General features: G+C 60.9%; 22 protein-coding genes. 6 read left to right on the top strand and 16 right to left on the bottom strand.

Annotated elements, in window-relative coordinates; all coding sequences use genetic code 11:
- Positions 1-14: 14 nt before the first annotated feature.
- Positions 15-1,406, bottom strand: a complete 1,392-nt coding sequence (locus BPHYT_RS01305; RefSeq protein ID WP_012431351.1) for an MFS transporter — start codon at positions 1,404-1,406, stop codon at positions 15-17.
- A gap of 116 nt (positions 1,407-1,522) precedes the next feature.
- Between BPHYT_RS01305 and BPHYT_RS01300 the strand changes: the two genes are divergently transcribed.
- Positions 1,523-2,278 carry an ArsR/SmtB family transcription factor gene (locus BPHYT_RS01300; protein ID WP_012431350.1) on the top strand — a complete coding sequence of 252 codons (756 nt, stop codon included), beginning with the start codon at positions 1,523-1,525 and terminating at the stop codon, positions 2,276-2,278.
- Between the two features lie 27 nt (positions 2,279-2,305).
- Here BPHYT_RS01300 and BPHYT_RS01295 read toward each other — a convergent pair whose 3' ends face one another.
- The 3 genes from BPHYT_RS01295 to BPHYT_RS01285 all read right to left on the bottom strand — a co-directional run bounded on the left by BPHYT_RS01295 (position 2,306) and on the right by BPHYT_RS01285 (position 4,999).
- A complete protein-coding gene (locus tag BPHYT_RS01295; protein ID WP_012431349.1) occupies positions 2,306-2,974 on the bottom strand; it encodes a glutathione S-transferase family protein in 669 nt (222 codons plus the stop codon).
- 67 nt (positions 2,975-3,041) lie between these two features.
- Complete coding sequence (locus BPHYT_RS01290) at positions 3,042-4,469, bottom strand: FAD/NAD(P)-binding protein (RefSeq protein ID WP_167315741.1); 1,428 nt, start codon at positions 4,467-4,469, stop codon at positions 3,042-3,044.
- Between the two features lie 68 nt (positions 4,470-4,537).
- Entirely contained in the window at positions 4,538-4,999 is a 462-nt protein-coding gene (locus BPHYT_RS01285; protein ID WP_012431347.1) for a nuclear transport factor 2 family protein, read from the bottom strand.
- Positions 5,000-6,150: 1,151 nt separating this feature from the next.
- Between BPHYT_RS01285 and dinB the strand changes: the two genes are divergently transcribed.
- A complete protein-coding gene (dinB, locus tag BPHYT_RS01275) occupies positions 6,151-7,308 on the top strand; it encodes a DNA polymerase IV (RefSeq protein ID WP_012431346.1) in 1,158 nt (385 codons plus the stop codon).
- 202 nt (positions 7,309-7,510) lie between these two features.
- Here dinB and BPHYT_RS01270 read toward each other — a convergent pair whose 3' ends face one another.
- The 3 genes from BPHYT_RS01270 to BPHYT_RS01260 all read right to left on the bottom strand — a co-directional run bounded on the left by BPHYT_RS01270 (position 7,511) and on the right by BPHYT_RS01260 (position 11,100).
- Positions 7,511-8,170, bottom strand: a complete 660-nt coding sequence (locus BPHYT_RS01270) for a hypothetical protein (RefSeq protein ID WP_012431345.1) — start codon at positions 8,168-8,170, stop codon at positions 7,511-7,513.
- 1,170 nt (positions 8,171-9,340) lie between these two features.
- Positions 9,341-9,955 carry a LysE family translocator gene (locus BPHYT_RS01265; RefSeq protein WP_012431344.1) on the bottom strand — a complete coding sequence of 205 codons (615 nt, stop codon included), beginning with the start codon at positions 9,953-9,955 and terminating at the stop codon, positions 9,341-9,343.
- A 38-nt stretch (positions 9,956-9,993) separates the two neighbouring features.
- Entirely contained in the window at positions 9,994-11,100 is a 1,107-nt protein-coding gene (locus BPHYT_RS01260; protein WP_223274391.1) for a serine hydroxymethyltransferase, read from the bottom strand.
- A gap of 239 nt (positions 11,101-11,339) precedes the next feature.
- Here BPHYT_RS01260 and BPHYT_RS01255 point away from each other — a divergent pair, with 239 nt between their 5' ends.
- Complete coding sequence (locus tag BPHYT_RS01255) at positions 11,340-11,801, top strand: Lrp/AsnC family transcriptional regulator (protein ID WP_012431342.1); 462 nt, start codon at positions 11,340-11,342, stop codon at positions 11,799-11,801.
- Between the two features lie 66 nt (positions 11,802-11,867).
- Here BPHYT_RS01255 and BPHYT_RS01250 read toward each other — a convergent pair whose 3' ends face one another.
- Together BPHYT_RS01250 and BPHYT_RS01245 are read right to left on the bottom strand one after the other, a co-directional pair.
- Positions 11,868-13,085 carry a phage integrase gene (locus BPHYT_RS01250; protein WP_012431341.1) on the bottom strand — a complete coding sequence of 406 codons (1,218 nt, stop codon included), beginning with the start codon at positions 13,083-13,085 and terminating at the stop codon, positions 11,868-11,870.
- Between the two features lie 54 nt (positions 13,086-13,139).
- Complete coding sequence (locus BPHYT_RS01245; RefSeq protein ID WP_175895004.1) at positions 13,140-13,859, bottom strand: hypothetical protein; 720 nt, start codon at positions 13,857-13,859, stop codon at positions 13,140-13,142.
- A 119-nt stretch (positions 13,860-13,978) separates the two neighbouring features.
- Here BPHYT_RS01245 and BPHYT_RS01240 point away from each other — a divergent pair, with 119 nt between their 5' ends.
- The gene (locus BPHYT_RS01240; RefSeq protein ID WP_012431339.1) at positions 13,979-14,197 is read left to right on the top strand and encodes a hypothetical protein; all 219 of its coding nucleotides are present in this window, start codon (positions 13,979-13,981) and stop codon (positions 14,195-14,197) included.
- A 103-nt stretch (positions 14,198-14,300) separates the two neighbouring features.
- On the opposite strand, the gene BPHYT_RS36635 is transcribed toward BPHYT_RS01240, so the two are convergent.
- Positions 14,301-14,729: a hypothetical protein gene (locus BPHYT_RS36635; protein WP_012431338.1), complete on the bottom strand. Its 429-nt coding sequence runs from the start codon at positions 14,727-14,729 to the stop codon at positions 14,301-14,303.
- A gap of 365 nt (positions 14,730-15,094) precedes the next feature.
- On the opposite strand from BPHYT_RS36635, the gene BPHYT_RS01230 reads away from it, so the two are divergent.
- Both BPHYT_RS01230 and BPHYT_RS01225 read left to right on the top strand, forming a co-directional pair.
- Complete coding sequence (locus BPHYT_RS01230; protein ID WP_012431337.1) at positions 15,095-15,391, top strand: H-NS histone family protein; 297 nt, start codon at positions 15,095-15,097, stop codon at positions 15,389-15,391.
- A gap of 272 nt (positions 15,392-15,663) precedes the next feature.
- A complete protein-coding gene (locus BPHYT_RS01225) occupies positions 15,664-16,542 on the top strand; it encodes a hypothetical protein (RefSeq protein WP_012431336.1) in 879 nt (292 codons plus the stop codon).
- Positions 16,543-16,595: 53 nt separating this feature from the next.
- Here the strand turns inward: BPHYT_RS01225 and BPHYT_RS01220 are convergent, their stop codons facing one another.
- The 6 genes from BPHYT_RS01220 to BPHYT_RS01195 form a co-directional block, all read right to left on the bottom strand.
- Positions 16,596-17,795: a hypothetical protein gene (locus BPHYT_RS01220; protein WP_012431335.1), complete on the bottom strand. Its 1,200-nt coding sequence runs from the start codon at positions 17,793-17,795 to the stop codon at positions 16,596-16,598.
- 23 nt (positions 17,796-17,818) lie between these two features.
- A complete protein-coding gene (locus tag BPHYT_RS01215) occupies positions 17,819-18,859 on the bottom strand; it encodes a fumarylacetoacetate hydrolase family protein (RefSeq protein ID WP_012431334.1) in 1,041 nt (346 codons plus the stop codon).
- 205 nt (positions 18,860-19,064) lie between these two features.
- Positions 19,065-20,147, bottom strand: coding sequence for an SGNH/GDSL hydrolase family protein (locus BPHYT_RS01210; protein WP_012431332.1), 1,083 nt, complete (start codon positions 20,145-20,147; stop codon positions 19,065-19,067).
- Positions 20,148-20,179: 32 nt separating this feature from the next.
- Positions 20,180-20,368 carry a hypothetical protein gene (locus BPHYT_RS01205; protein WP_012431331.1) on the bottom strand — a complete coding sequence of 63 codons (189 nt, stop codon included), beginning with the start codon at positions 20,366-20,368 and terminating at the stop codon, positions 20,180-20,182.
- Positions 20,369-20,389: 21 nt separating this feature from the next.
- A complete protein-coding gene (locus BPHYT_RS01200; RefSeq protein ID WP_039364586.1) occupies positions 20,390-22,240 on the bottom strand; it encodes a carbamoyltransferase family protein in 1,851 nt (616 codons plus the stop codon).
- A 52-nt stretch (positions 22,241-22,292) separates the two neighbouring features.
- Entirely contained in the window at positions 22,293-24,560 is a 2,268-nt protein-coding gene (locus BPHYT_RS01195; RefSeq protein ID WP_012431329.1) for an iron-containing redox enzyme family protein, read from the bottom strand.
- Between the last annotated feature and the right edge of the window lie 187 nt (positions 24,561-24,747).

The following is a 24,747-nucleotide window of genomic DNA, read 5'->3' as shown; positions in this document are numbered from 1 at the left end:
AAACGCGATGTCGGCTACGCAGTCTCACGCGCGTAACGGGTGGCCAGTACCGAGGCGAGACTCCATAGAAGCGCTGCGAGCAGTGACAGGCCGATAGCCAGATAGACCGCGACACGAACCCCGCTATCCAGTGGCTGGATGGCGCTCATCAGCGCGCCGAAGATCGCAACCCCGAATGCGGACCCCGTTTGCCTGCTTGCATTGAGAACGCCTGCTGCAACGCCCGCGCGCGCCTTATCCACCGCAGCCATCAATGCGGCGGTCGCCGCTGGTGTAATCACGCCGGCACCGAAGCCGACGGCCGGGAAACAGAGTGCAATCCGCCAATAGGGGGCATCTTCGGCCAATGCAAGCAGCCCGACGAAGCCCAGTGCATAGAGCAGAAAGCCGCCGCACACGAGCTTGTGTGCACCATAAGCCCTATTCAAAGCGCCTGAAGCGAAACTGCCGACTGTCACCATCACCGTCAAGGGCAAAAACGCGAGACCGGTCCGCAACGGCGGCCAACCGCGCGCGGACTGAAAATATAGGCTCAGCAGAAAGAACAATCCGTAGAACACCAGACCCGAGATCATCGACGCAAACGCCGATGCGGAAAATGTCGGATGCCGAAAGAAGTACAGGGGCAGCATGGGTTGTCGGCGCCTGGATTCAACCAGCGCGAATGCAATCCATGCAACGATCGCGGTCGCGACGCCGGCGCGGATGACCGGCACATGCCACCCCAGCTTCGCGCCTTCGATCAGCACTGCCACCGACGCACCCAGCGCGACGATGGCGAGCACCTGCCCGGCCAGGTCCAACGGCCGGTCGGACACGGCAGGACGTGCGGACTCGATTCGCGTGGTGAGCCAGACGCCGATTAGCGCAATCGGCACGTTCACCAGGAAGATGCTCCGCCAGCCCAACAGATGAATCAGCAAGCCGCCAACGAGCGGCCCTGCCGCCATCGCGACGCCGCCGCATCCGGCCCACACGCCGATCGCACCGGCTCGCTGCTGCGCAACCGGAAACGCACTATTGATGAGTGTCAGCGAACACGGCACCAGTAATGCCGCACCTATTCCCTGTAAAATCCGTGCAGCGACAAGAATCTGCAAGTCCGGTGCGAATCCGCATAATGCCGATGCGCAAGCGAAAATCAGCAGTCCGGCCAGATAGACCGATTTTGCACCGATCCGGTCGCCCAATACTCCGCTACTCAGCAACAGGCTCGCAAATGTGAGCGTATAGGCATTGACCACCCATTGAAGACCCGTGATATCCGAGCCCAGACTCGCAGCAACGGGCTCCAATGCGACGTTGACAATGGATGTATCTAATATGACGACGACGTAGCTGAGACTGGTCGCCGTTAATACCCGCTTTTGATGTTCATTTTCATTATTCACGAGCCCAAACCCCATTTATCAATTCTCTGTTGACTATAAGCCGGTGTGAACTGAGAATGCTTCGGAGCGTATCGAAGTGTGTAGTCTAGGATTTTCGTTAGCTAAAACGCATTAATCCGGGAGGCTGAAAGATGAGTCAGCACAATATCTCAACCGTTGCACATTTGATCGCGGAGCCGGTTCGGGCTGTGATTCTGATTACGCTAGCAAACGGCAACGCCTTGTCGGCGAGTGCACTTGCCGAAGCGGCGGGCGTGACTGCGCAGACTGCGAGTTCACACCTGGCCAAGCTGCTCGACGGCGGCCTGCTGACCGTCGAAAGCAAAGGGCGGCATCGTTATTTCCAGCTCGCCGGCGCGCACATTTCGCATGCGCTCGAAAGCCTCGCGTCGATCGGCCCCGTCACTCCAGCCTGGAGAAACACCCCGAACCGCTCGGCCCGCGAACTGCGCTTCGCGCGCTGCTGCTACGACCACCTCGCGGGCCAGGTCGGCGTCGCCGTCACTCAAAGCATGCTCAGACGAGGCTTCGTCGTCGAGGCCGGCGATCGCCAGTACGCACTCACCGCTTGCGGCAACACATGGCTGCAGGAACTCGGCGTCGATGCTGCCCCGCAGACCTCGGACCATACGGGGCACGCCCGGCAGTGCCTCGACTGGACCGAGCGGCAATACCACATCGCGGGACCGCTGGGCGCCCGTCTGATGGACGCTTTTGTTGCATGGGACTGGATGCGCAAGTCGCCCGTGGCGCGCTCGGTCACGATCACGTCCAAGGGGTGGGATGCGCTGGAAAAGCACTTCGACATCCGGCGTAATATGGGTGAAGCAGCTGCGCTGCTGCCGCAAACCGACCGTCCAGTCGAGGAGCAACCTGCGTTCGCATGAGACCACCGCAGCGCGGCCGAAGTGTGGCTATGCAGCTCGTGCGCGCGCCGCGGTGGCGCTTTGTATCTCGGTGATTCGGCGCTCCAGATCTTCGCCGGTGGAACGCCACGCGGGAACGCCATCGATCAGACGCTTGTGCCATGCCATCAGATCAGGATAGGCGTCGAATGGCGCGCGCGTGCGCGGAATGTGGCTAAACGGCGCGGCCAGATCGATATCGGCCAGCGTCAACGTGTGACCCACCACGAAGGGGCGATCGCGCAGATGAGCGTCAAGCACGGCGGCATAGCGATGGATAGACTTTAGCGCATCGCCGACCAGCGCCGCGTCTTCCGGATGTCCCTGAATCTGTTTGATGAAGCGTTCTTCGATCAGTATGGAGGGGCCACGACGGAAATGCTCGGCGGCCCAGAACATCCACTTGAGGGTTTCGAAACGGGCGGCGCCATCGGGCCACAGAGCGGAGCCCGCCTTCTCGGCCAGGTAAATCATGATGGCCGAAGCCTCGAACAGCACCACATCGCCGTCGACGAAAGTGGGGATCGTCCCGTTAGGATTCAGCGCCAGGTATGCCGCAGTGCGATTTTCTCCCGCGAACAGATTGACGAAGATGAATTCCACGTCGAGCTGCAGGTGCCGTGCTACGGTCAGGACGCGTCGCGTATTGCTCGATCCCCGATCGCCATAGAGCTGCATGTTGATCCCCTTGAAAACGCGCGAGCTGGCTGCAGCCGGCGGTTAATGACCCTTGCGGTTGAACTCTTCAGATCGAGCGCCATGCCGCCGTTATCTGGTTAGCCTGGCGAACCGACTGGTAGACCGCATTGACCATAGGCGCCGCGAGATAGGAGGCGATGCCCGCAGTCCAGATACGTTCGGGCTCGCTTGCTTCGGGCAGCCAGACGCGAAGATCCGGCGATACGCGTGGCGCTGTGACAGGCAACAGAGTATCTGCCGTCAACGCGAGCGAATCGTATGTTGCATGGAAACGTGGCCTGTGAAACCCCGTCGCGCAGATGACGGCGTCGAAGCTGTCAAGTGCGCCGCTGCTCCACTGGACACGCCAAAACTCGTCCCGACGCAAGCGCTCGGGCACGGCCGGCATCACCTGCAACCGGCCATCGTTGATGTAACCCAGCAGCTTCTCTGCGGTGCCGAGTGGCATTGCAAACAGATACCGGCCGACTGCGGTGGCGCAGTTGCCGAGCGCCTGGCTCCGCGCCTCGGGCGTGCCGTCGCGCAACAGCTGCTCCGCAAGGTCCATATAACGCACCAGGATGTTCTGCCAGTCCGTCGCGCCATGCCGGGCCAACCCGGCTTCTTGTGCGAGCCGTTCCGCCGCATTTGCGGATCGGTCGATCTGACTGCGCAACGGCCGACCGGCGACAGCCTCGGTCGATCGTGCAACTTGCCGCAGCAGACGCCGATAAAGCAGTGGGCTCGATAAATCGAGCCGCGCAAATGCTGCTTCGTCGATTGCGATGGGACATTCTCGCGGTGTCGCGGTGCGTACGGCAGGCAACCGGCCCGATGGGGACGCCATCACCACGGAGTGCCCGGCGCCGCATGCGAGCAGTGCCGCGTCGACCGCCGACAGTCGGCTGCCGACGACCAGAATGCGGGACGGCATTGCCAGATATTCCATCACGCGCCGCTCGGGGTACAGACATTCGAACAACGCCGGCGCGCCGATATGCGGTCGCAGCGCCTCCGGCAGGAACGGTGCACCGCTACCCGTGCAGATCAGGACATCGCTCGCTTCAAGCGAACTACCGTCGTCGAGCAATACGCGATACCGGCCTGTGGGCTGCTTCTCGATCCTCCGCGCGGCCCTCCTTAGATGACGATGCTGGACGCCAGCGTCGCGCGCCAGCATCCGATAGTGCGCATAGCGGTCGGCAAGGTAATGTGAAACGTGAAAACGCGGAACAAACGCGTCAGGCGAAACGTCGATTGCCTGCGCGTGAAGGTAGTGCAAGAAATCGTATGAATCGTCGTCGAGCAGAGACATCGTTTCGACGGATGTATTACACAGGAGCGCGGGCTCTGTCGTGGCAAAGGCGATTCCATTGCCGACGCCACGCGGATCGACGATATCGATGCGCGAAACGCTCCGGTTCCTGACTGCGCTGACAAAGGCCGCGATTCCCGCTACGCCCGCTCCAATAATGACAACCTCGCGCTTGCCCATCGCATCGAACATAGCCTTCCTTTTGCCCGGAACGGATGATTACCTCAGTGCATAGGCGGATGATTCTTTCACGCCTGCGCTGGATCGCCGTAGGCTGAACTCGCGTCGATGCGTGTGAGTGCAGGCGTCAACAGCCGCACGCCGTACCACCCCCAATAGACACGATGGCATTGAATCAGGCCGTGCTCAATCTCCATCATCTCCATGAGATCCACCTGTTCACCCTTCGGCGCTTCGCGAGGGTATTCCCACGTCAACTGCTGACCATTTGCGAAAAATGTGCCGGTCCGATACCACTGCCCCAGGTCGCCCGGGAACTTGCGAAGACTGTCTTCGAAGAATGTCTTGATCGCGATGCGCCCACGGATCAAGCCCGACTGACGTTCAGGATAGACGGCCAGCGCAAGCGGTGTTTCGAGGAGAGCATCTGTTGCATATAGCGCGGCAGTGCCGGCCAGATCCCTCTTGCGCACTGTGTCGTGCCAAGCCTCATAAATATGGGAGATGGTGGGATCGATAGTCTGGTTCATTGCACCTCCGCATTCAGATATGTTAGCGCGCCGCACCATGTCATTCGCTGCACACCGAGTCCAACTATAACGGCACGCAGTCGGCTAATGCTTCGATACGTATCGAAGTGTGCCGGAGCCGAGTGAGCGCGAATTTCGGCTTCTGGCAAGCATGATGGGAACGCCGTTCACAGGCGATGTTCATGGCCCACGTATCACAACGCTCCATCAACGGCGCTGTACGATGATATGGCGATAGGTGGCTGGGCGGCACGGCCCAAAAAAGCGGAAGGCGATTGACGAAGTGTTGTCTTTGACCTCGACCACAACTTCATTGAGTAAAGCAACATTGGTAGTAAGAACGGGCACTGATGATGGCGATTACACTCCGGCAGTGGTGCCAAGACTTGAAGCGGATCATCGTGCTCGCACCGTGGACGAAATTCACTCCTCTTTCTCGACTTGACGGCCTGGACGCCTGGGTCACATGTTCCGGCACGGCGAGCGGTCGATAGGCATTCTGCCTCGTTCAAGTTAGGGGCTGCGGGGCGATCGTTGACGATCTAGGCCAATCGGCTGAAGGGCCGATATTGGCGACGTTGTTCGTGCGATCGTCGAGCAGTAGCGGAAAGCCCGCGTAACTTATTCCATGAATCCGGACGTCTTCGGTTGTCAGCAGAAGCCTCACAGGCCTCGCTCCCGCAATATGGCCACCGCGGCCTTGAACCCCGAACTGTAGAGGTGCATCGCGAGATCTACGGCGCCGGCACCACCGATGCGCGAGCGCGTGTCGAAGAATCGCGAACCGGCTGCCACCGGTTCGAAGTGTCGGGTGCCGACACAGACATGCCAACGCCTGGAAGTCCGCGCCTTTACGGGAACGAACGTAGTGTCGATCACCGCATATGGAGCGATTATCCGGACGACATCCCCTACGTCCAACTTCTGCAGCGCTCCAGTTCTACGTCACTCGTTCTGGTCATCATCCCTCCCGGCTACCCGCCTTTTATAAAAAGGCTACTGCTCGACCACTATGCACGCCAGCACGGAAAATAGACAAGAGGTGCAGTAACAGGTTACGGTATATAAACCAACTGCTTCGAAGACGAGGGACAGCGCAACGCACGAACGCTCATGGGTCTCCTGGGTGATTCTGCTCTGCCCACAACATCATGAATGATAGAACGCGCCGGATTGCGCACCTGGACATGGACGCATTTTACGCGTCCGTCGAGTTGCTTCGCTATCCCGAGCTGCGTGGCAAACCCGTCGTGATCGGCGGCGGACGCAATGCGACGCCGAAAATCCTGGCCGACGGTACACGCCGCTTCGCACGGCTGCGCGACTATGTCGGCCGCGGCGTCGTGACCACCTCGACCTACGAAGCAAGGGCGTTCGGCGTATTTTCTGCGATGGGCATGATGAAGGCTGCGCAACTCGCGCCTGACGCCATTCTCCTGCCTACGGATTTCGAATCGTACCGACGCTATTCCCGGCTATTCAAGGACGCAGTTGGCGCGTTCACGGATCAGATGGAGGACCGGGGCATCGACGAGATTTACATTGACCTCACCGCCGTGACGGGTGAGTCCCGCGAGCTTGGGGACCGGATCAAGGCGGCCGTACGTCAGGCGACCAGCCTCACCTGCTCTATCGCGATCGCCCCGAACAAGCTGCTCGCCAAGATCGGATCCGAACTGGACAAGCCGGACGGTCTTACCGTTCTCACGATGGCGGATCTCGAGTCGCGGATCTGGCCGCTGGCCGCGAAAAAGATCAACGGGATCGGCCCGCGCGCAACCGAGCGTCTGGCAGGGATCGGAATCGCAACCGTGGGAGAGCTCGCCGCAGCGGATCCTGGTCTGCTCCAGGAACACTTCGGGCGCACGTATGCGGAGTGGTTCGCGCGGGTCGCGCGAGGTATCGACGATCGCCCTATCGTGGTTGCGTCCGAACCAAAGTCCATGAGCCGCGAAACGACGTTTGAGCGGGACATGCATGTGAATCGGGACCGCGTGACCCTGACACCGGCACTCACGCGTCTTTGCGAGCGGGTCGCCGACGATCTTCAGCGCAAAGGGTACGGTGGCCGCACCGTGGGTCTGAAAATCAAGTTTGCCGACTTCAGGATTGTCACGCGTGACCTGTCGCTGCCCGAAGCAGTAACCGATGCTGCGGCCATCCGGCGCGCAGCGGGCGAATGTCTGAAGCGCGTGCCACTGGATCGGCGGATTCGACTTATCGGCGTGCGCATCGGTTCGCTCGAGCGAACATCGGACAGCACATCCGCAGTGTCGCCAGCGCAGCACGAATTGCCTTTTGATCGCTAACGTTGGCCCCTTTAAACGACACCCTGTTTGCCGGCTTATCTCAGGACGGGGCGCATATCCGCCCGGTTGGACAGGTGGGCGTGAAGTATGTGATAGCGCTGAAATCTGGCGAATCACGCTCTGATCGCTGGAGGCTAGTCAGAGGCGCATGGCCAGCACATAAACTGGGACGAGACGGGCGCACTGCACGGGAGGGACGGGCTCACCCACCGCGTCTCCTTTGTCGATCACTATGCTTGCGGACATTGTCGGCCAATTCGGAGATGATCTCGGTGGCCGCGCCAATGATCTGGCTGAAATCGAATCCCGCCCGCGTCATCTCCCGATAGAACGATTTCGCAAGAATCTTTGATACCTGACCGGGGTTTTCTATCGATTGTGTGACAATATCCCCGATCGTCTGGTCGGTCGACTGTCTCAAAGCTATCTGAGCGAACGGAGAGACACTGAGTTTCTGCAGACGGTCCGCCTCGACCACCTTTCCGATGAATATGCTGAGTATGCGCAGTACGTTCAGGTCGTGGTTAGTGAACTGCGGCCGGCCTTGGGGGCCGGAAACTTGCACAAAGCCGGCAAACTTGCCGCGTAGCGTAAGAACGGAAAACATCCTGTGTCGGGACTCGCAATATTCGACGATCGCCGTCTTCGCCGAAGCATGGATTTCGCCGAAAGACGCGACGTGCCCAGCGCAGACCTCAGCGATCCGCTCATCGGCAGAAGTTGACACGATGCATTGCTTCGCACCAAGCGCCTCGGCGACCAGCAGCTCTGCTTCCTCCGGCACAAATATCGCTGACTGTAGGACCGTGCTCCCGGCTGTCCGCGTCTCGCGTTCTTCACGTCTGTGCTCCGAACTCTTCATGTGCGTTTCTCCCGGCGAACGACGATCTTACTTCACAGGCCGCGCCCGCGCATCCCATGCTCTCGAACCGGATCGCGCGAATGATCCTGCGGCGAATATAGCTTCGGGAGAGCGATCGGCGTTAAAGCCCAAGGGGGACGAGTAGCAGTCGGGCACCTCCGCCCTGTGCGATCTCGACGGTTTCGGGATTGTCGCCCAGGAAACTCCGCTCACTCACGGCGGGACGTCGGGCAGGAATACGGTTCGGCTGAACCGATCCGCAGGCCAACGGTATCCGCCATTGTGACGAAGCAATCTGACAAGGAGCTCGGTGATCGGGCCCGACAACCCAGGGTCAGGATCGCGCGCAGAAAAGAAAGGGGCCCCGGCGCCGTCAGGAGACGGGCACCGCCCTGTACACCCGGCTCCCTTATGCACCGCGACACGTCGTTGGTCGCTCGAGGCCGTGAGCTATCAGGCTTGGCTCCAGACCGCAGCACCACCCGAGGATGGTTGCCACGCGAACGACGCACCGGGGGAGACGCCACCGGACGCACGGCAGCGGTATGCACTGGAACTCGTACACAACGTCCTGCTCAACACCTGATACTGCATACTCGCATGGATCTGGCATCACGTCACGGTCGCCTACGACGACGGAAAAAATCCAGAAACGTGTACCATGAGCATGGTGATTCCTGTGAGTCGTCCCGGGCGAAGGCCTATGTGTTGGCGCATGCAGCGTCGCTACGAGCAACAACGCAATGCAGGCAGTACCTGCGACTGTGCATTCGGTGAACTCCATAGATACCCGGTCTGGACAATTCGAAAGGGCCGCACTCGATCATGCCTGAGGGGCACCCTTAAAGTAACGCCGAATTTTTATCAGGAATATCTCTCCGCATACCAGGGCGCAGTCTGTTTGTGGCGTGTTCAGCGCATCGTGCGAGCGCGGAAGGTTCCCCCCCATTGATGGACACGAGGTCACACACACGGTAGATTGCCATCTCTCGGCGGCCCCGCTTGCGCACGCATAGAACACACGCGGAACCCGTACCTCCCGGAGAGCTTCTAAGCACTTCCCAAAGTGGCCCTCCATAGTAGAGCCTGACGGTATTTCCAGTGTTCATCGTCACAGTCACCACAAATGGTTCAAACAGACAGGACCCGTACGTCATGCGGGTAGCAAGTTCACGACCTCCACACTGACCACACCACCATCACGAGCATCAATGCAGCCAGGCCAGTGTTTACGATCCGGCTCAATACAGGATTCGTAAAAAAATGACGCAGGTTACTCCCGGTTGCAAGCCAGAGAAAATCAAAGACCACGATCACGGCCATGCAGATTGCGGCTTTGATCAACACGTCCCACTGGTCCGAAATCCCTAGCGCAAACCCGCCGAAGAGCGCGGCAAATACCGCGTAAGCCTTGACATTGGTAATCCCAAGAATGAACCCAGACAGAAAACCCGGCGAAGCAACTTCCTCGGGGTCTGAGTGCGGTGGTGCTGACGCGATCTTTACCGCGAGGTACAGGATGTAAGCTACCGACACGGCAAACAGAACCGACGAAACGACCGGAACAGCGCGCAGCGCCACAAAGACCCCACCTGCGACCAGCGCGATGGCTGGAATCAGGCCCACCACGATTCCGAAATAGAACTTCAACGAACGCCGTAACCCAAATGACGCTCCACTGGCAGCGAGCGCGACCGTAGCGGGGCCAGGGCTTGCAAGCAGAGCGATGGAAGCGAGCGAAAAGGAAAGGACCGGCTTCAGGTCCGTGGCGGCCGTCAACAACATATCACCTCGATATATTCAAATAACCAGTACACGACACATCAACGGGGCGGCAGTCCATGTTCGTGGCAGTAGTAGATCGTGTCAAACCGACCCAGGAAATCGGCGACCTCCGGTGCGATTGCTGTTGCCTCGCTACCATGCAGCACCTTCGCGATCCGTTCGGCTATCCATTCCATCTCGGCTACCCCCATCCCCCGACGGGTGACTTCCACGGTGCCCAGCCTGATCCCGGTCTCAACCCCGCCCGTCTCGACGGAGTCCCAGGGCAAAGGCATTTCGTTACAGATAATGTTTGCAGCCTCAAGTCGGCGTACGGCCGTGCGGCCGCTCCCAGCAGGTCTGGAATCGACAACGATCTGGTGTGTCTGCGTATAACCGCGCTCCGCATAGAGAACGTTAATACCCCGGTCGTGAAGGAACTCCGCCAGCGCCTGGGCGTTCGCGACAACCTGACGCATGTAAACTGGTCCGTACTCGAGCATTTCCGACGCCGCCACAGCGAGGGCAGCGACGCGATTGATCTGGTGGCTACCCGTAAGAACAGGAAAAATCGTTTCGGCAATCGTGTCAGCGAGGCGGTCGGTATTCCAGCAGATGATGCCACCCTGGGGACCACTAAACGTCTTGCCCGATGAACCCGTCATGACATCGGCACCTTCGCCGAGTGGATCCTGGAACAGCCCAGCCGAGATCAGGCCGAGCTGGTGCGCGCCGTCGAAATATACGAGCCCGCCCCATTCAGATACGATGGCCTTGATCTCCCGGATCGGCAGTGGAAACAGCGTGAGCGTCATCCCGAGCCCGGTTACCGCGGGTCGCTCCTTACGCGCTATCGTCGCAAACTCGTCGAGGTTGATGCTCCCATCCTTCACCGAATAAGGAATGTCGATCACTCTCGTCCCGCGCACGCCCGGCGGACCGTTGGTCCGATTGCTGGTGTCGCCGCCCATCTGCAGTGGTGCGGTCATCACCCTATCTCCAGGTTGAGTCAATGCGGTGTAGGCGACAAGCGTGGCCGCCATGCCACCCATCAACCGGTGGTCAGCATAGCGCACGCGAAACGCCTTCTTGAGAAGTTCGACGCATAGCGACTCCAGTTCGTCGATGAACCGCATACCGGCGAAAAACCGGTTGTCCCTGCCGATATGTCCACCGGACGCACGGGTTCCTGCACGACTTGGTCAAGGTGATTCTTGAGTTTCGATTCGCCAAATGAGGTGGCCATTGCAGATCCTTTCGCGTTCGGGAAGCGTCTAATTCTGGGGACTCGTATGCCCGCCTTTATCGTGTGGGCAAAGAGATGGTATCTGGCGAGACCGGGACCGCTCCATAGCGTTTGTAAAGTGATATATTGAAAAATCGCTCATCATGTAAGGCCCGTCGTGTGAAAATCCTTCGATCCGCCAGGCTGCTCTTCGACGATATCGATCGTCATCTGATCAGCAGGCTTCACAACGACTCACGCACTTCCATACGAACGCTGGCAGCGGAGGTCGGACTCTCGGCTCCGAGCTGCAGCGAACGCCTGAAGCGACTCGAAGACTGCGGCGTCATCCGGCGGTTCACCATCGACTTTGACGCCGCGCCGTTGGGCTATACGATCCAGGCGATCGTGCGGGTGAAGTCCCTCACAGGCCAGTTCACCCTGGTTGAAAGACTGATCAAGGAAATCCCCGAATGTGTGACCTGCTACAAGGTCACCGGCGACGACGATTTTGTCTGCCACCTCTATCTGCGCTCGGTTGCCCATCTCGACGAGGTTCTCAAACGTCTGCATGGAAAAGCCGACACGCATACTTCCATCGTGAAGACTGCCCCGCTGGACAGACGACTGCCTCCGCTATAGCGCGGCGCGCCACCAGGAAAGCAACCGTTCCCCCTTGTGCCCGGCTTCTGCACGAGGCACGACGGCCTATGCCGGGGCGCTCGTGCGACCCGCCACGGCCCGTATCGGTTGCGTCGGCGTTGCACTGATGCGCGCGAGAAAGGCGGACAGCGGGCGACGTCCCCCTGCTGTTCCGGCGCCACGCCGCTGTTCGGGGTGACCCGTGAGCCTCCCAGGAAGCCGCTCCCGCGTAGCCATCACATCCCTGCGGCGGCCGCGCTGCCCGGTCGCACGCCGATCGGAGAGCTCCACGTGGGCAAGCGGATTGAGATGCCGGGTTTCCGCAAGGTGATCAGGAGACAGATGTGCATACCGCATCGTCATCGTGAGGCTATGATGTCCCAGCGCGCGCTGCAGGGAGAGGATATTGCCGCCGTTCATCATGAAATGGCTCGCGAAGGTATGCCGCAGCACGTGCGTGAGCTGCCCCTTCGGCAGCACAATCTTCGCGCGCTGCAGCCCCTCGCGGAACGCTGACCATGCCGTGCCGAATATGCGCTCGCCTTCACCGTGGGTCCTGAAGTGCGCGTGAAGGCCTTTCGCGAGTGACTTGCTGATCGGGACTGCACGCGCCTTGCTTGACTTGGTCTTGACGAACTGGATCACGCCGTTGCGTACCTGGGAGATACGCAGTCCCTCGGCCTCGCCCCACCTCGCCCCGGTGGCGAGGCACACCATGGAGACCAGCGTGACATGCACGTTCCGGCCCCTGGGCAACTCGTCGAGCAGGGTCCGCACCTGCGGCAGTGTGAGGAAAGTGAGCTCGTTTTCCTGAATCTTGAACGCCCGCAGATCCTCCAGCGGGTTCGCACGCTTCCATTGCTTGAGCCGCTTCAGCTCATTGAACACGGCGCGCATGTACGCCTGTTCGCGGTTCATGTTGTTCGCTGTAATCCCGGCGGCGAGTCGCTGAGCCCGATACTCCGCAAACATGTCTGCGGTGAACCGGTCGGCGCGCGGATTGCCCATTGCCTCGCACATCGCGAGCAGCCGCCGCTTCGTGTCTTCGCCGGAGTTCAGACCTGATCCGTGCAGCCGGTACCATAGCTCGACGAGTTCCGACAGCAGGCGTGCGTCCTTGCGTGCCGGCACCCACTCGGGTGTCTCCTGGACCTTGGCCTGCACGTGCCGCTTCCAGGCCTCTGCGTCAGCCTTCTTCGCAAACGTCTTTTTCAGCCGCTTTGCGCCCCGTCCCCCAGGCTGCACATTGACCTGCCAGCCGGATTTGACCTGTTTGATCGTCATCTCGACACTCCCATTCCCTCACCGGCCGGATGACGATGCCCCTAGGCTCAGGGACTATCGCTTTCGATTGCCTGGCATCCGGCCTGCAGGCACATAAAAGAGATCCCACACGTCCTGGTGAGCGGTTCGGGCATCCACCCCCAGTACTGCGCTTTGTGCTCCTGGCGCAACCGCTTCGGTGCGTCGTCTGCCGCCCGGGCGGTCCTTTCCGGCGATCCGCCGGCCTCGCACCGCGCGCTCCCCTTCCCGACGCTCCCATAGCTGCTGCAGTCCGGCATATTCCGGCGTGCCCGCCAGCCGGTACGCGACTTCCGCGAGCGGGCTGTCGTGCCAGTGCGCGAGCGGCCGGGTTCTCTCTGCCGCATACAGGCGCTCCGCGTCGTCCTCCGCATTGACCCGCCCTTCGCGGAACAGCCGGTCCGCCAGCTCGATCGACGCGTGAAAATACGCTGACGACTCAGGCGAATCCACGTGCAGGCGTTCGGGGAAGGTCTGCGCGGTGGCGGGTGCAGTATGCCCATTGGTGGCGTCCGTGATGCCCGTCGCGAGCCAGAACGCGTATGACGGGAACAGCCTCGCCAGCGCCTGCAGCATGTCCGATGTCACCTTCTGCTCGCGTGCATAGACCTTGCGCCATCGTCGCGACAGGACGCCCGTGCGCTCGGCAAGCCGCTCCCAGAATCCATGACCGCCCAACAGGGGCCGCCCCGGCTCCTCCTCGTCGTAACTGACACGCGCATCGTCACCAGACTGCTCCCGAAGCAGCAGGATCACACGGTCTTCCAAGGTAGTTGACACGATTCCATTCTCTCCAGTATAACATCCCAAAACGACCATTTATCCTTTTTGGGGATAAAAGTCCTTTGGGGGACTGATGTACTCCGGAGAGTATTATGGACCAGTCTTCCCTACCCGCCGTGGCGGCATTGCCGGTCTACGCCTCGCCGCTGGTCACCCGCGAACGTTTCGCCGAGCTGGTGGGCCTGCCCATCGGCGTGGTCATCGGTTTTGCTAACCGCGGTTACATTCCGACCGTGTCGATCGGGAAATACAGCCTCGTCAATCTCGAACTCCTGCGCAAGCGATGTCTTGAGCGCGAGTTCCCCGATTGATTCCTCTCAGAGCCGGGAATGTGCCAGGTCGTACTCCACCCGGAGACGGGTGCGCCAGCAACCACATGCGCCCGCAGCACAGCGCGGACGCCTTCGACCACGGCTACCTGGTGGGTCCATCGGTGCGATCGCGATCCGGCCGGAGGGCATCCGTCGGCCGCCGGGATCGCAGTAGCGGCGGGCACTCGACCGGCGTGCGATCGACAAACCCACATTCTTGCAGCAGCAAGCAGAAGGCTGCGGGCGCGATGGCCACGTTGCGGCCCGTGCGCACCTGCGCCATTGCCTGCAGAATCTCGCCAAAGTCGGCCAGTAGCCGCCACCCGTCGTCGAACACTTCCAGCCTTGGAGCCAGCACATGGTCGAGCCGGTACCAGCGCACCGCCATTTCGCCATACGTACCGGCGCCCGAGGCCGGTACGGTCCCAAAGCACACCTCGTCCACAAACGGCGTCTCCCGAAGCGTGACTTCGGCATACCAGGCCCGCTTCAGGTGCACGAAATATCGGGAAGATACTTTCTGAGGGTTCACGGTGTCCTCCGTCTACATCCCCCGGGATCCAGTTATTAATATGGATTCCTAATTATACAATCGGCTTCGAATGGCGGTTCGATTACTTAACGTTGACCTGCTTTTATCGCACAGCCCGGCAGGCCACTCTTCTCGTCATTGACCTGCTTTCCGTTTATGGTGTCCGCTCCAGACGCGATCCACCTCCTAAAGTTAGGAGGGCAAAAGGCGCCGCAGGACCGCGTTGCGTTGTCAACATATTGGTAAAATTGTGCGACCGGGAAACGCTGAAACCGCACGTCAGAGGCGCATTCTGGCGCGACTTACTCCGGTGAACCGATACGCATGATTCAGCCCGGTGGGAAAAATCCACAAAGGAGCAACGAATGGCGACTTATCGAGAACTCAAGGCAAAGGCTGAAAAACTGCTGGCCCAAGCCGAAGAAGCCCGGCTTGCCGAACTGCATACGGTCCTCGAGCAGGTGCAGGCCCTTGTCCAGGAATATGGACTGACGCCCGAACAGATCTTTGGGCGAAAGCGCACCCCGCTGAACGGCAGCGCCGCGCAGATACCGACCCCGAAATACCAGAACCCGAAGACAGGCCAGACGTGGAGCGGCCGCGGTCGCGCGCCCTTGTGGGTCAAGGGCAAGAATCGCGAGCGGTTTCTGATTCAGGCGTAGGCGCAACTGTCGCATTGCCGCTGGCGCCGGTCGATACCCCCGCACCTGGCACATGCGCGTCAAACCGGTTCGTGGCCGCATTCCGGACCGCTACGCACCGCGACATCAATCGGTCCCGCTTCCGGCAAGTTCACCCCGTGTGCTGCCGCACCCCGCAGCGACGCCATGCGGTCAACGCGCGGCCATCGCCTCCATCTTCAGGCAGCCTTAACGTCGTGTGTGGTCGTCGGTCGGGAAAGCATTGTCGCCGGACGACATAACGGAGACCCTGCGTGGATCAACTGGACATCTTTGCCAACAGCCGGGACGTCGCACTGCTCAACGATGCACTCATCGCCCTGCAGCGATATGACGATGCCGGTACACGTCGGGTGATGCAGGTACTGGCCGCCGAATTTCCCTGTGACCACCACCTGCCGGTCCTCGAGCTTCTTGTGAACGCAATCGGTGACGATGCCGGTACTGCACCCATTTGCAGCTACGTCGCCGCCATGGAGACTGCCACGCTGCTGACGGTACACGTCCGGGCTGCTGCAATTCAACTACTTGGCCATCGCGATGCCAAGGCGTGGCTGCCGGTGTTATGGAGACGGCTTGCGCACCGGTGTGCAATGCTGGCGTACAGCCCCCGGTATGCCGATTGCCACTCCGCAGCATTCTTGCTGGAGGCTGGCGACTGGGACGCCGCAAGGCGGAAAGTCAGCGCGACCGCATCGTGGCGACGCCTCCCGGCTCCCCTTGCATGGATGACCGAGGCGACCTGGCACATCGAAGGGATGGAGGCCGCATGGCCCATGCTGGCCGAACTCGCGTGGCTCTCGCCCTCCCGCTTTGACACACTCGCCGGCCGCCTCGCGGATTCCTCCCTCGACGCGCTGCTTCTTGCTTTCAACGCGAACTTCGAAGCTAATGGCGACGGCTCTGACCTTGCATGGTTTCCCGTATGGGCATTGATCGAGAAAACCGGCCTTGCGCGATGGCTCGCCCACGCCCAGCCGTCGCGCCAGCTCGCACCCGAACGTGCGATGCGGCTGGTCCTTGATCTTCTGATCCTCGAAAGGGACGGCCGGCAACGGGAATTGCTCGCACGCCGACGGGAACTGCAGGAATTGTCACCCGCCGTCTACAGGGCGTACATGCGCACGCGCTGACGCAGCCGGATATGTCCATTCCAGCCACCCGGCCTACCGGACACTGGCAACCCCTACAGCGATACCGGCTGTGCGCAAGGATCACGGGCGAGGCGATGCGATCCGCCCGGCGCTGCAGTGTCGGACCGGCGATGCCGTTCGCTTTGTCCATCCCGCAGCCGGCCCAGGCCTGTCCTCCATATTCCCTGGAGCAGCACAGCATCAGGGCGTTGACGCGCAAGCAGCCCCAGGAACCCGCGGCTACCCAATTGCGAAAGGTGGGCCTGCCGCCGGGAGAACAGGCATATGTCCGCGTGCATCCCGGGGGCGATCATTCCCCGACCTGTCATGCCAAGCGCGCGCGCCGCATCGACCGTCATCCCGTCGACCTGCTGGTTGGCATCGGCACCGCCGTCGTCCTGATCGAGCATTGCCAGCCACCGCGGCGCGCATTGCCCCACGTACGAAGGTCCGAGTCCGCATTCAAGCGCCACGTGTGCGCGCCTCGCGCGCGCTCCGCGAGGGTGACCCGGCAACCCATACGGACAGACGAGCAATGCGCCGGACTTTTCCACGAGATCCAGATCCCGTCTACCCAGGGCAGCAGAGACAAACAGACATGCAGTCGCATCAAGCAGGCCGAGAAACGACAGGAGCTCGATCTCGCTGCAGTAGAACCGCTCCCGGAAGTCCCTTGCCTTCTCATACGTGTCGCCCAGTGCGACGCCGAGATCCGCGCCGAGTCTCGCAGCAATGGTGGCGGCATCGACAAGCTCCTGGGCCGATACAACCTTCGAGGCGTCAATCAGCGGACGAAGCATGACGCCGGAAAGGCTGCCGCGGTGCGCTATTCTCAGCAACACCTCATTGTCCGGTGCGCCGCCCATCGCGGTATCGCGCCGCCCGCGGTCATTGAGCCGCACGTGCACGGTCATCGGCATGCCCCGCAATGCGGACATCACCAGCAGGCAATCGCTGACGTTTTCGCAGATCGTCCCGAGGCCGGTAACACCATACCCGGCAAGCGAGGCGCCAGGGAGACAGGCCATTCTGGGATCAACCCACGGATGAATCACGCCCGGCGTGCAGACGTACCCGGCGGCGCTGACACCATCCTGCAGCCTTGAGGTCCGTGCCGGTTTGATATCCCCGATGTATGCGCCCTCGATCTCGATGTCGGCCCTCGTGAACTGATGCGACTTCGAGTCGAAGTACTCTGCATCCCGTATCACCCACGCCACTGCATGTGGCGCTCCCTGCGTGTTGATCTGCATATGCGTGCCCCCGAAGATCGTCTTCAGGACCGGTCGCCCGGTCCAGCTCCCGGTCCGAACACAACCTTGTTCATCTGACACCCGAGTCCGTCGATCTCTGCCCGTATCACGTCGCCGTCCTGCAGGAAACGCCCGCGCTCGGCTCCGGTGCCAGCCGGGGTTCCGGTTGCAATCACGTCTCCGGGACGCAGCTCGACCCGGGACGATAGATATTCGATCAGGCGTGGCACATCAAGGATCATGTCGCCCGCGAGCTCGTCCTGCATTACTTCCCCATTGACCGACAGGCGCAGTCGCAGCGCGTCGATCTCGCCAATCACGCTCGCCGGTACGAGATATGGCCCGGCGGGCATTGAGGCCGGCATCCCCTTGCCCCTCAGCCAGTCGGCACCCGGAAAATCCTGACGGTATATGAGAGCGCGATCGGTAACGTCGTTCAGGATGAGACAGGCGGCCACAAAATTTGGCGCGTCCTCGCGTGCGACATGTCGTCCACGACGACCAATGACAATGCCGAGCTCCAGTTCCCAGTCCAGCTCCTCAGTGCCGCTTTCTGCATGGATCTCTCCGTCCGGCGGTGCGATGCACGAATTCGGCCGCTGGAAGAAATAAGGCTCACCCTGTCTGGACCGCTTCTCAACCATCCGCTGCGCAACCGGGCGTCGCTCGCCAACCGGCAGCCGATCGATCTCCGGATCACCGCCCCGCGTGACGATCAGCTCGACGAGCTGTTTCCTGTAATTGGCCGCCGAGCAGTAGATACTCGCCGCAGGCGAGACCGGAGCAAGGAAGTGCAACTGCCCGACGGCGAGCCATGCACCGCGCGGAACGTGGCTGAACGCCTGGCTGTGCAGAGCGGACAACTCCCCGATCAGTGCTTCCAGGCGCGGGTAAATGCTGTCGACAGTGGCCGTACCTTGCGACGGAAGTTCGAGAAGGCCGTCACCGGCCAGATCCCGCAGCGCAACGGCATGCTCCCCGACCACGACCCACCACTGGGCAGCCTCCTCGCGCATTTTCGCGTATGCGAGTGCAAACCCCCGTTCGAGTTTGAGAGCGTTCATTGGCGACTCCATGCAGCGGACGTGGGTAGCAGATCAGAACAGCGGATAGATCGTCTTGTCGTTCTTCCGCCGGCGACGCAGGATACGGTCAAGAAGCGTCTGCAGCACGGACCGCCTGGGGGGCGTATTGTCCTTTGCTGACCTGAGTTGCGCTACCTGGGACTTCTGGCCTGAGCTGTTCATATACCCTCCTGTGGAGTGAGCTTTACGTCGATGAATACGCACGGTGATGAAGTTGCAGAAGCGCTTCGTGAACCGTTTCCGCCACCGCTTCACATCCCGTATCGGTGAGGTGCGCCCGATCGACGAACAGCCAGCGATCGCGGTACGGATCGGCCGTCAAACGGGTATTCATGTCGATGAACGACACGCGGTGGCTGTTGCACAGCACCTCAACTGCACGCCTGAACTGCTTTCCTGTCGCCGCACCGCGGATCCCAGCCAGGGTGCCCGACTCGCCCGTATGGCGGTCCAGCGAATCAAAGATCACCCGCTCATGTTCATGAGGCTCACGCGCCATCCACGTGGCAAAGGGCTGCATCACGTAGGTGAGCGTGCAGTCAAGCCCGGCGGCAAGCGAGCTCCAGTGACCCAGGTCTCGCCCGATTTGCCGGACGGCCAGCGCAAGGCGCTCGCCTGGATCGGACTCTTCGCCGGGGCACGCATCGTCACGCTGAAGCGCAACCTCATGTCTGCGCGTCCGCTTCCAGAACGGGCGGCGGGGCAGATAGCGGGCATTCATATCGGCCATCGCCGTGGCGAAGTCGTGCGAGAAAAAGAAGTCACCCAGAGACGTTGCGAATTCACTCCGTGGATCCGCGAGTACGAGATTGTTCAGGCCGCTGAGAACGACGATATGGCGGATCGCCGGAAGCCGATCGCGCATCAGCAGAAAGAGGATGAGTTCCTGCGCCGACGTGAAGCCCCGTCCTCCCATGTTGATCCACGGTGCCTCGCCCACACCCGAGCGTGTCAGGATCGAGGGGATCGTCGAGAGGTCACCCGAGCAGCCCAGCCCCATCACGACGGAGCCGCCGATCAGCAGGTTTACCTCGGGCGCACCCGCGAGATTTGAAGGGGAGAAATTCGCCTCGCCTGCCGGGCCCATGCCAAGGCGAAATCCGAATTCATCCGTATTCACGACGTGGGAGACATAACGCGCCGGATGAAAGAACATGATATGCGGAGACCAGCGCAATGCCGCGCGCGCGAGCAGCCGGTCATACTCCCGCATCTGCGGTGTCAGCCCGTACCGTATGCGCTCCATGTCGTCCGCAGCGTCTGTCATGATGCTCCTCTGTCCTCGAGCGATATTTCCCGCTACGACATACTCGACATGTCCAGCCGGCGCAGCCGGTCGGGAAGCACACGATAACTGTCCATCGCCGGCTCCCACTTCCTCGCCAGCGGATCGGACCAGAGCCGACACACGATCGCCAGCGGAGACAGCAGCAGAAAAAACACGACGCCCGCGAGCAGGCGCCCGGATATCGAAATGGATGCATGCATATCACGGCCTCCGCGATCTGGTCAGTCCAATGCAAATTCTTCTTTCCATGCCGTATCCGTCTCGCGGACCGGCTGCTGGTCTTTCAGTAGCACACAGTTCCCCATCACGAGGCAGTCCATCTCCGTCCTCATGAAGCAGCGATAGGCGTCCGACGGAGACTCGACGATCGGCTCTCCCCGCACGTTGAAGGAGCTGTTGACCACCATCGGGCAACCGGTGCGTTCAAAAAACTTCGTGAGCAGGCCGTGAAACCTGGGATTCGTTTCGCGGTGCACCGTCTGGATCCTGGCGGAATAATCGACGTGCGTGATTGCCGGAATGGTGGAGCGCGCAACGTTGAGCTTCGCGATCCCGAAAAGATTCTCGTAACCATGGTCGACCGGCAGGCGCCGCTGATCTGCAACGGGCGCCACGATGAGCATGTAGGGGCTCGGCCGGTCCAGCCCGAACCAGTCGGATACATGTTCGGCAAGCACCGACGGCGCGAATGGCCGGAACGACTCCCTGAACTTGATTTTCAGGTTCATCGTCGTCTGCATGCTCCGGCTTCTCGGGTCTCCGATGATCGAGCGACTCCCCAGCGCCCGCGGCCCGAATTCCATGCGCCCCTGAAACCAGCCGATGACCTTGCCTTCAGCCAGCAGCTCGGCCACGTATTCCAGCAGATCGCTTTCATCAAGCCGGTAATACGGCGCATCGACTGACTGCAGGTAGCGCATGATCTCTTCATCGGTATAGGCCGGTCCCAGATAGCTGCCCTGCATGGCGTCCGCCGTCCCGGACACAGCTCTCGTCACACCCGGCGTCTCGTAATGCGCTACGAGCGCGGCGCCGAGCGCGCCGCCAGCGTCGCCTGCCGCCGGCTGGACCCAGATGTCCTCAAACGGTCCTTCGCGCAGCAGCCGGCCGTTTGCCACACAGTTGAGTGCGACTCCGCCGGCCAGACACAGATAGCGCTCCCCGGTCTCCCGGTGCAGGGTCCGGCCAAGGCGAAGTACGACCTCCTCGGTCACAAGCTGGATCGACGCCGCGAGGTCCATTTCACGCTGGGTCAGCGGACTCTCCGGCTCACGGCGCGGTCCACCGAACAGTCGGGCAAAGCGGTCATTCGTCATCGTCAGGCCCGTGGCGAAGTTGAAATACGCCATGTCGAGCCGGAATGTGCCGTCGTCCTTGAGATCGATGAGCTTCGAAAGGATCACATCGCGGTAACGCGGCACACCATAAGGCGCAAGCCCCATGAGCTTGTACTCGCCGGAATCCACCTTGAAGCCGCAGTAATAGGTGAATGCCGAGTACAACAGGCCGAGGGAATGCGGAAAATTGACCTGCCAGAGTGGCGTGAGCGATGTCCCGTCACCCAGCCACGCGGATGTCGTCGCCCACTCTCCCACCCCATCCAGACAGAGGACGAGCGCACGGCTGAACGGTCCCGGATAGAACGCCGATGCCGCATGCGAAAGATGGTGCTCCGAAAACAGCACCTGCGGCAGTTCCGCTTCGGGCAACCCGGACACCGCGGCGAGCCCCCTTGCCAGCGACGAGCGCACATGCAGCTTGTCCTTCATCCAGACCGGTAGTGCCTGAGAGAACGACGGGAAGCCGCGTGGTGCAAACGCGAGGTACGTCTGCATGAGCCTGCTGAATTTCGCCAGCGGTTTGTCGTAGAAGACCACCGACTGCACCTCGCCAAGACCGATTCCACCCTCACGAAGACAATATTCGACCGCGTGTGTCGGGAAGCGGCTGTCCTGCTTCTTCCTCGTAAATCTCTCCTCCTGGGCTGCCGCGACGATACGCCCGTCGACGACAAGGGCCGCGGCACTATCGTGATAGTAGGCAGAGATACCCAGGATCGCTTTTCCCGTCATGGCAGTCACCATATGGTCGGTGAAATATCTTCGTGGCCTGCACTCGCTCTGGCTACGGCTGTCGCGTGAGTAATGCGGCTGCCCGGTGTCTAGCAAGACGTACCCAGCCGCGAACCCCTTCCGGGGGCTTCAACGCGCGATAACCTGTCCATATGCGATGCCACTCGCGGTCAATCACTCGCCCCTCACTGTGCGACGCGACACCGTCGAGGTGCAGGGTGATCGCCTGCAGAGCCATTGCCGTGTGGCCAGTCGACACATTGTCGATCGTGTTGTGAAGGTCGACAAACGCCGAGCTGTACCCGTACTTTCTGAGCAGATCGCGCCCCTGCCGGTAGCTTCCTCCGACGCCCGACAATTCCATCGCCAGATTCAGGCCCAGCAACTCAGGAAAGAAGCGCCGCGGGAATCTCGATATCGACAGCCAGAACACGGGCACATCGAACGCCTCGTCGTCGAAGCCGCGCCAGAACGCGAATTCACGTGTGCCGAATCCGGGCAGTTCGACGCCCATCTGACGCATGAGCTCACGGTACACATTCGGGTGATTTTCCGTGACCGATCCATTGCCGAGTTCGTCTGCATAGATGTGATACAGCAATGAACCGATCGCACTCCCGCAGGACACCACAGACGAAAACCGTTGCAGCCAGCCTCCGTCGATGAACACCATCGGACAGAGCTGAACCGACTGGTGGATGACCTCCTCGCGTGACTGCGTAATGGCGCCCGCGTCAGCCTGATACGAATCGACCTGCTCCCGATGCTTCGCATCCAGCCAAGTCTTTAGCGCCTTCGCACTGTACGATTCGAAAGGCAGCCCGCGGTCATCACTGCCCAACCCGAGGCCCGTCCGGATGAGCCATTCGGACGCAAACTGCCCCCCCGCCTCGAGTGCCTGCGGGTAGGCCTCGACATTGAGCAGGCGGTGATAGAGTTCCCGCACGTTGTATCGACGCCCATCGGCCCGGTCGACCGGGGAAGCGGTTGTGTAGCGCGCACTGCTGCTGTGCGCCGGCGTGATCCCGGCAGCGGGTGTAGGCACGCTGCGCGGCATGTCACCAGCCGCTTCGCGTCGCACCTGGGCCGCAGACGCATCTGCGTTCGACAGGCTGTCGATCCAGACCGCTATCGTGTCGAGCTCCGCCGGGGTAAATATCCTGAACATCGGACCGCCGAACTGCACCAGCTTCGTCAGTAGCGGGCTTCTTCCCGACTCACCTGGCCTCACATAGGGAGACCTGGCCAGTTCATCGAGCAACGCTGCAGCATCGGTATGCTGCGGGTCCAGATAGTCGTCAATGGTGTGTCCTCGAAGACGGGGATGACGATGGTAGCCAAACGCGTGCGACGCCTTGCGTCTGACAAGTGCCAACATCTGTGCACGCGGCGAGAGCCCACCCCGATCAACCAAGCCCGCCACCGTGTCCAGCCAGTGTCCCGTCAACAACTCTGCGAGCGCGAGACCGGTCCCGATGCGTTCGATGGCAGACCGGTTCATTTCGTCCAGTCCGCTCACTGCGGTACCCGTTTCGAGGTATGCCTGGATCGCCACCGTTGCGGCCTCAACCAGTTGCATCCTCATCGCTTCCGAACTGTGAAACTGCCAGTAGGCAATGGCAGCGCCCTGTCCCCGGACAAAACCTTCGGCGGCACGGATAAGCGGGCATAGCCCATACACTGCGCGAAACAGGTTATAGCCGAGTATTTCTGGCAAAAACGTTTCGGGAAATTCCGACAATGCAAGTGTAATGGCGGGTTCGCGCCAGACCGCAGTCGCTATCTGGTCGTCGTTCGCAAATGCCCATGTCGTTACGGGCGGAAGTGCGATGCCCAGTCCGTACAGCGACTCCAGATATCGATGCCCGTTATTGGCCGAGCAGCTACCATAGCCGGCATAAAGCGAATGAGCACGCAGCAAGGCTGCACTCGACGCAGTATGGGATCGCAACGGCCCAAAGGCATACTGGATCCAGCTCCCTTCGGTCACGGCAATGGGGGCATACTGGCGAAGCAGCAACCGCCAGCCTCGATCATCAAGTTTGTCCACCCATCCACTGACGCCGGCCGCGCGTTGATTGCACACAGCGCTGCTCACCTCAAGCATGTCCTCAAGGGAACCCGGCTTCAGGCTGCGCTTTGCATCACCTCCTGTCCACGACAACCCGACCGTTGCGATTTCCCGGCTGACCGCTTCCCTCGCCTTTGCACGCACCATAGGCGATTCCGCGTCTGCCAGCAGAGCATGGAACACCTGCGTCCAATCGCTCTCTGTAAGCGCTGGCGCGCGAAGGTCGCGCTCTCTCACACGCGCATTCATGACAATACCCCTTTCTCATTCGGGACCAGCAATGATTGCCTCGGAACGGTCCATGGCGTGGTCATTGACCCGCATGCCTGTCTCATCCCAACTCTCATTCAAAACGAATGTCGCGGTTTTCATGCTCAGTGATGCCGCATAAAACGCACTGAAAGCAGGCAAGATCTTTATAGCAGGACGGGTAGAG

The sequence above is a fragment of the Paraburkholderia phytofirmans PsJN genome (genome assembly GCF_000020125.1).
GTDB lineage: Bacteria > Pseudomonadota > Gammaproteobacteria > Burkholderiales > Burkholderiaceae > Paraburkholderia > Paraburkholderia phytofirmans.
This window is presented reverse-complemented; position numbering and strand designations above follow the sequence as displayed.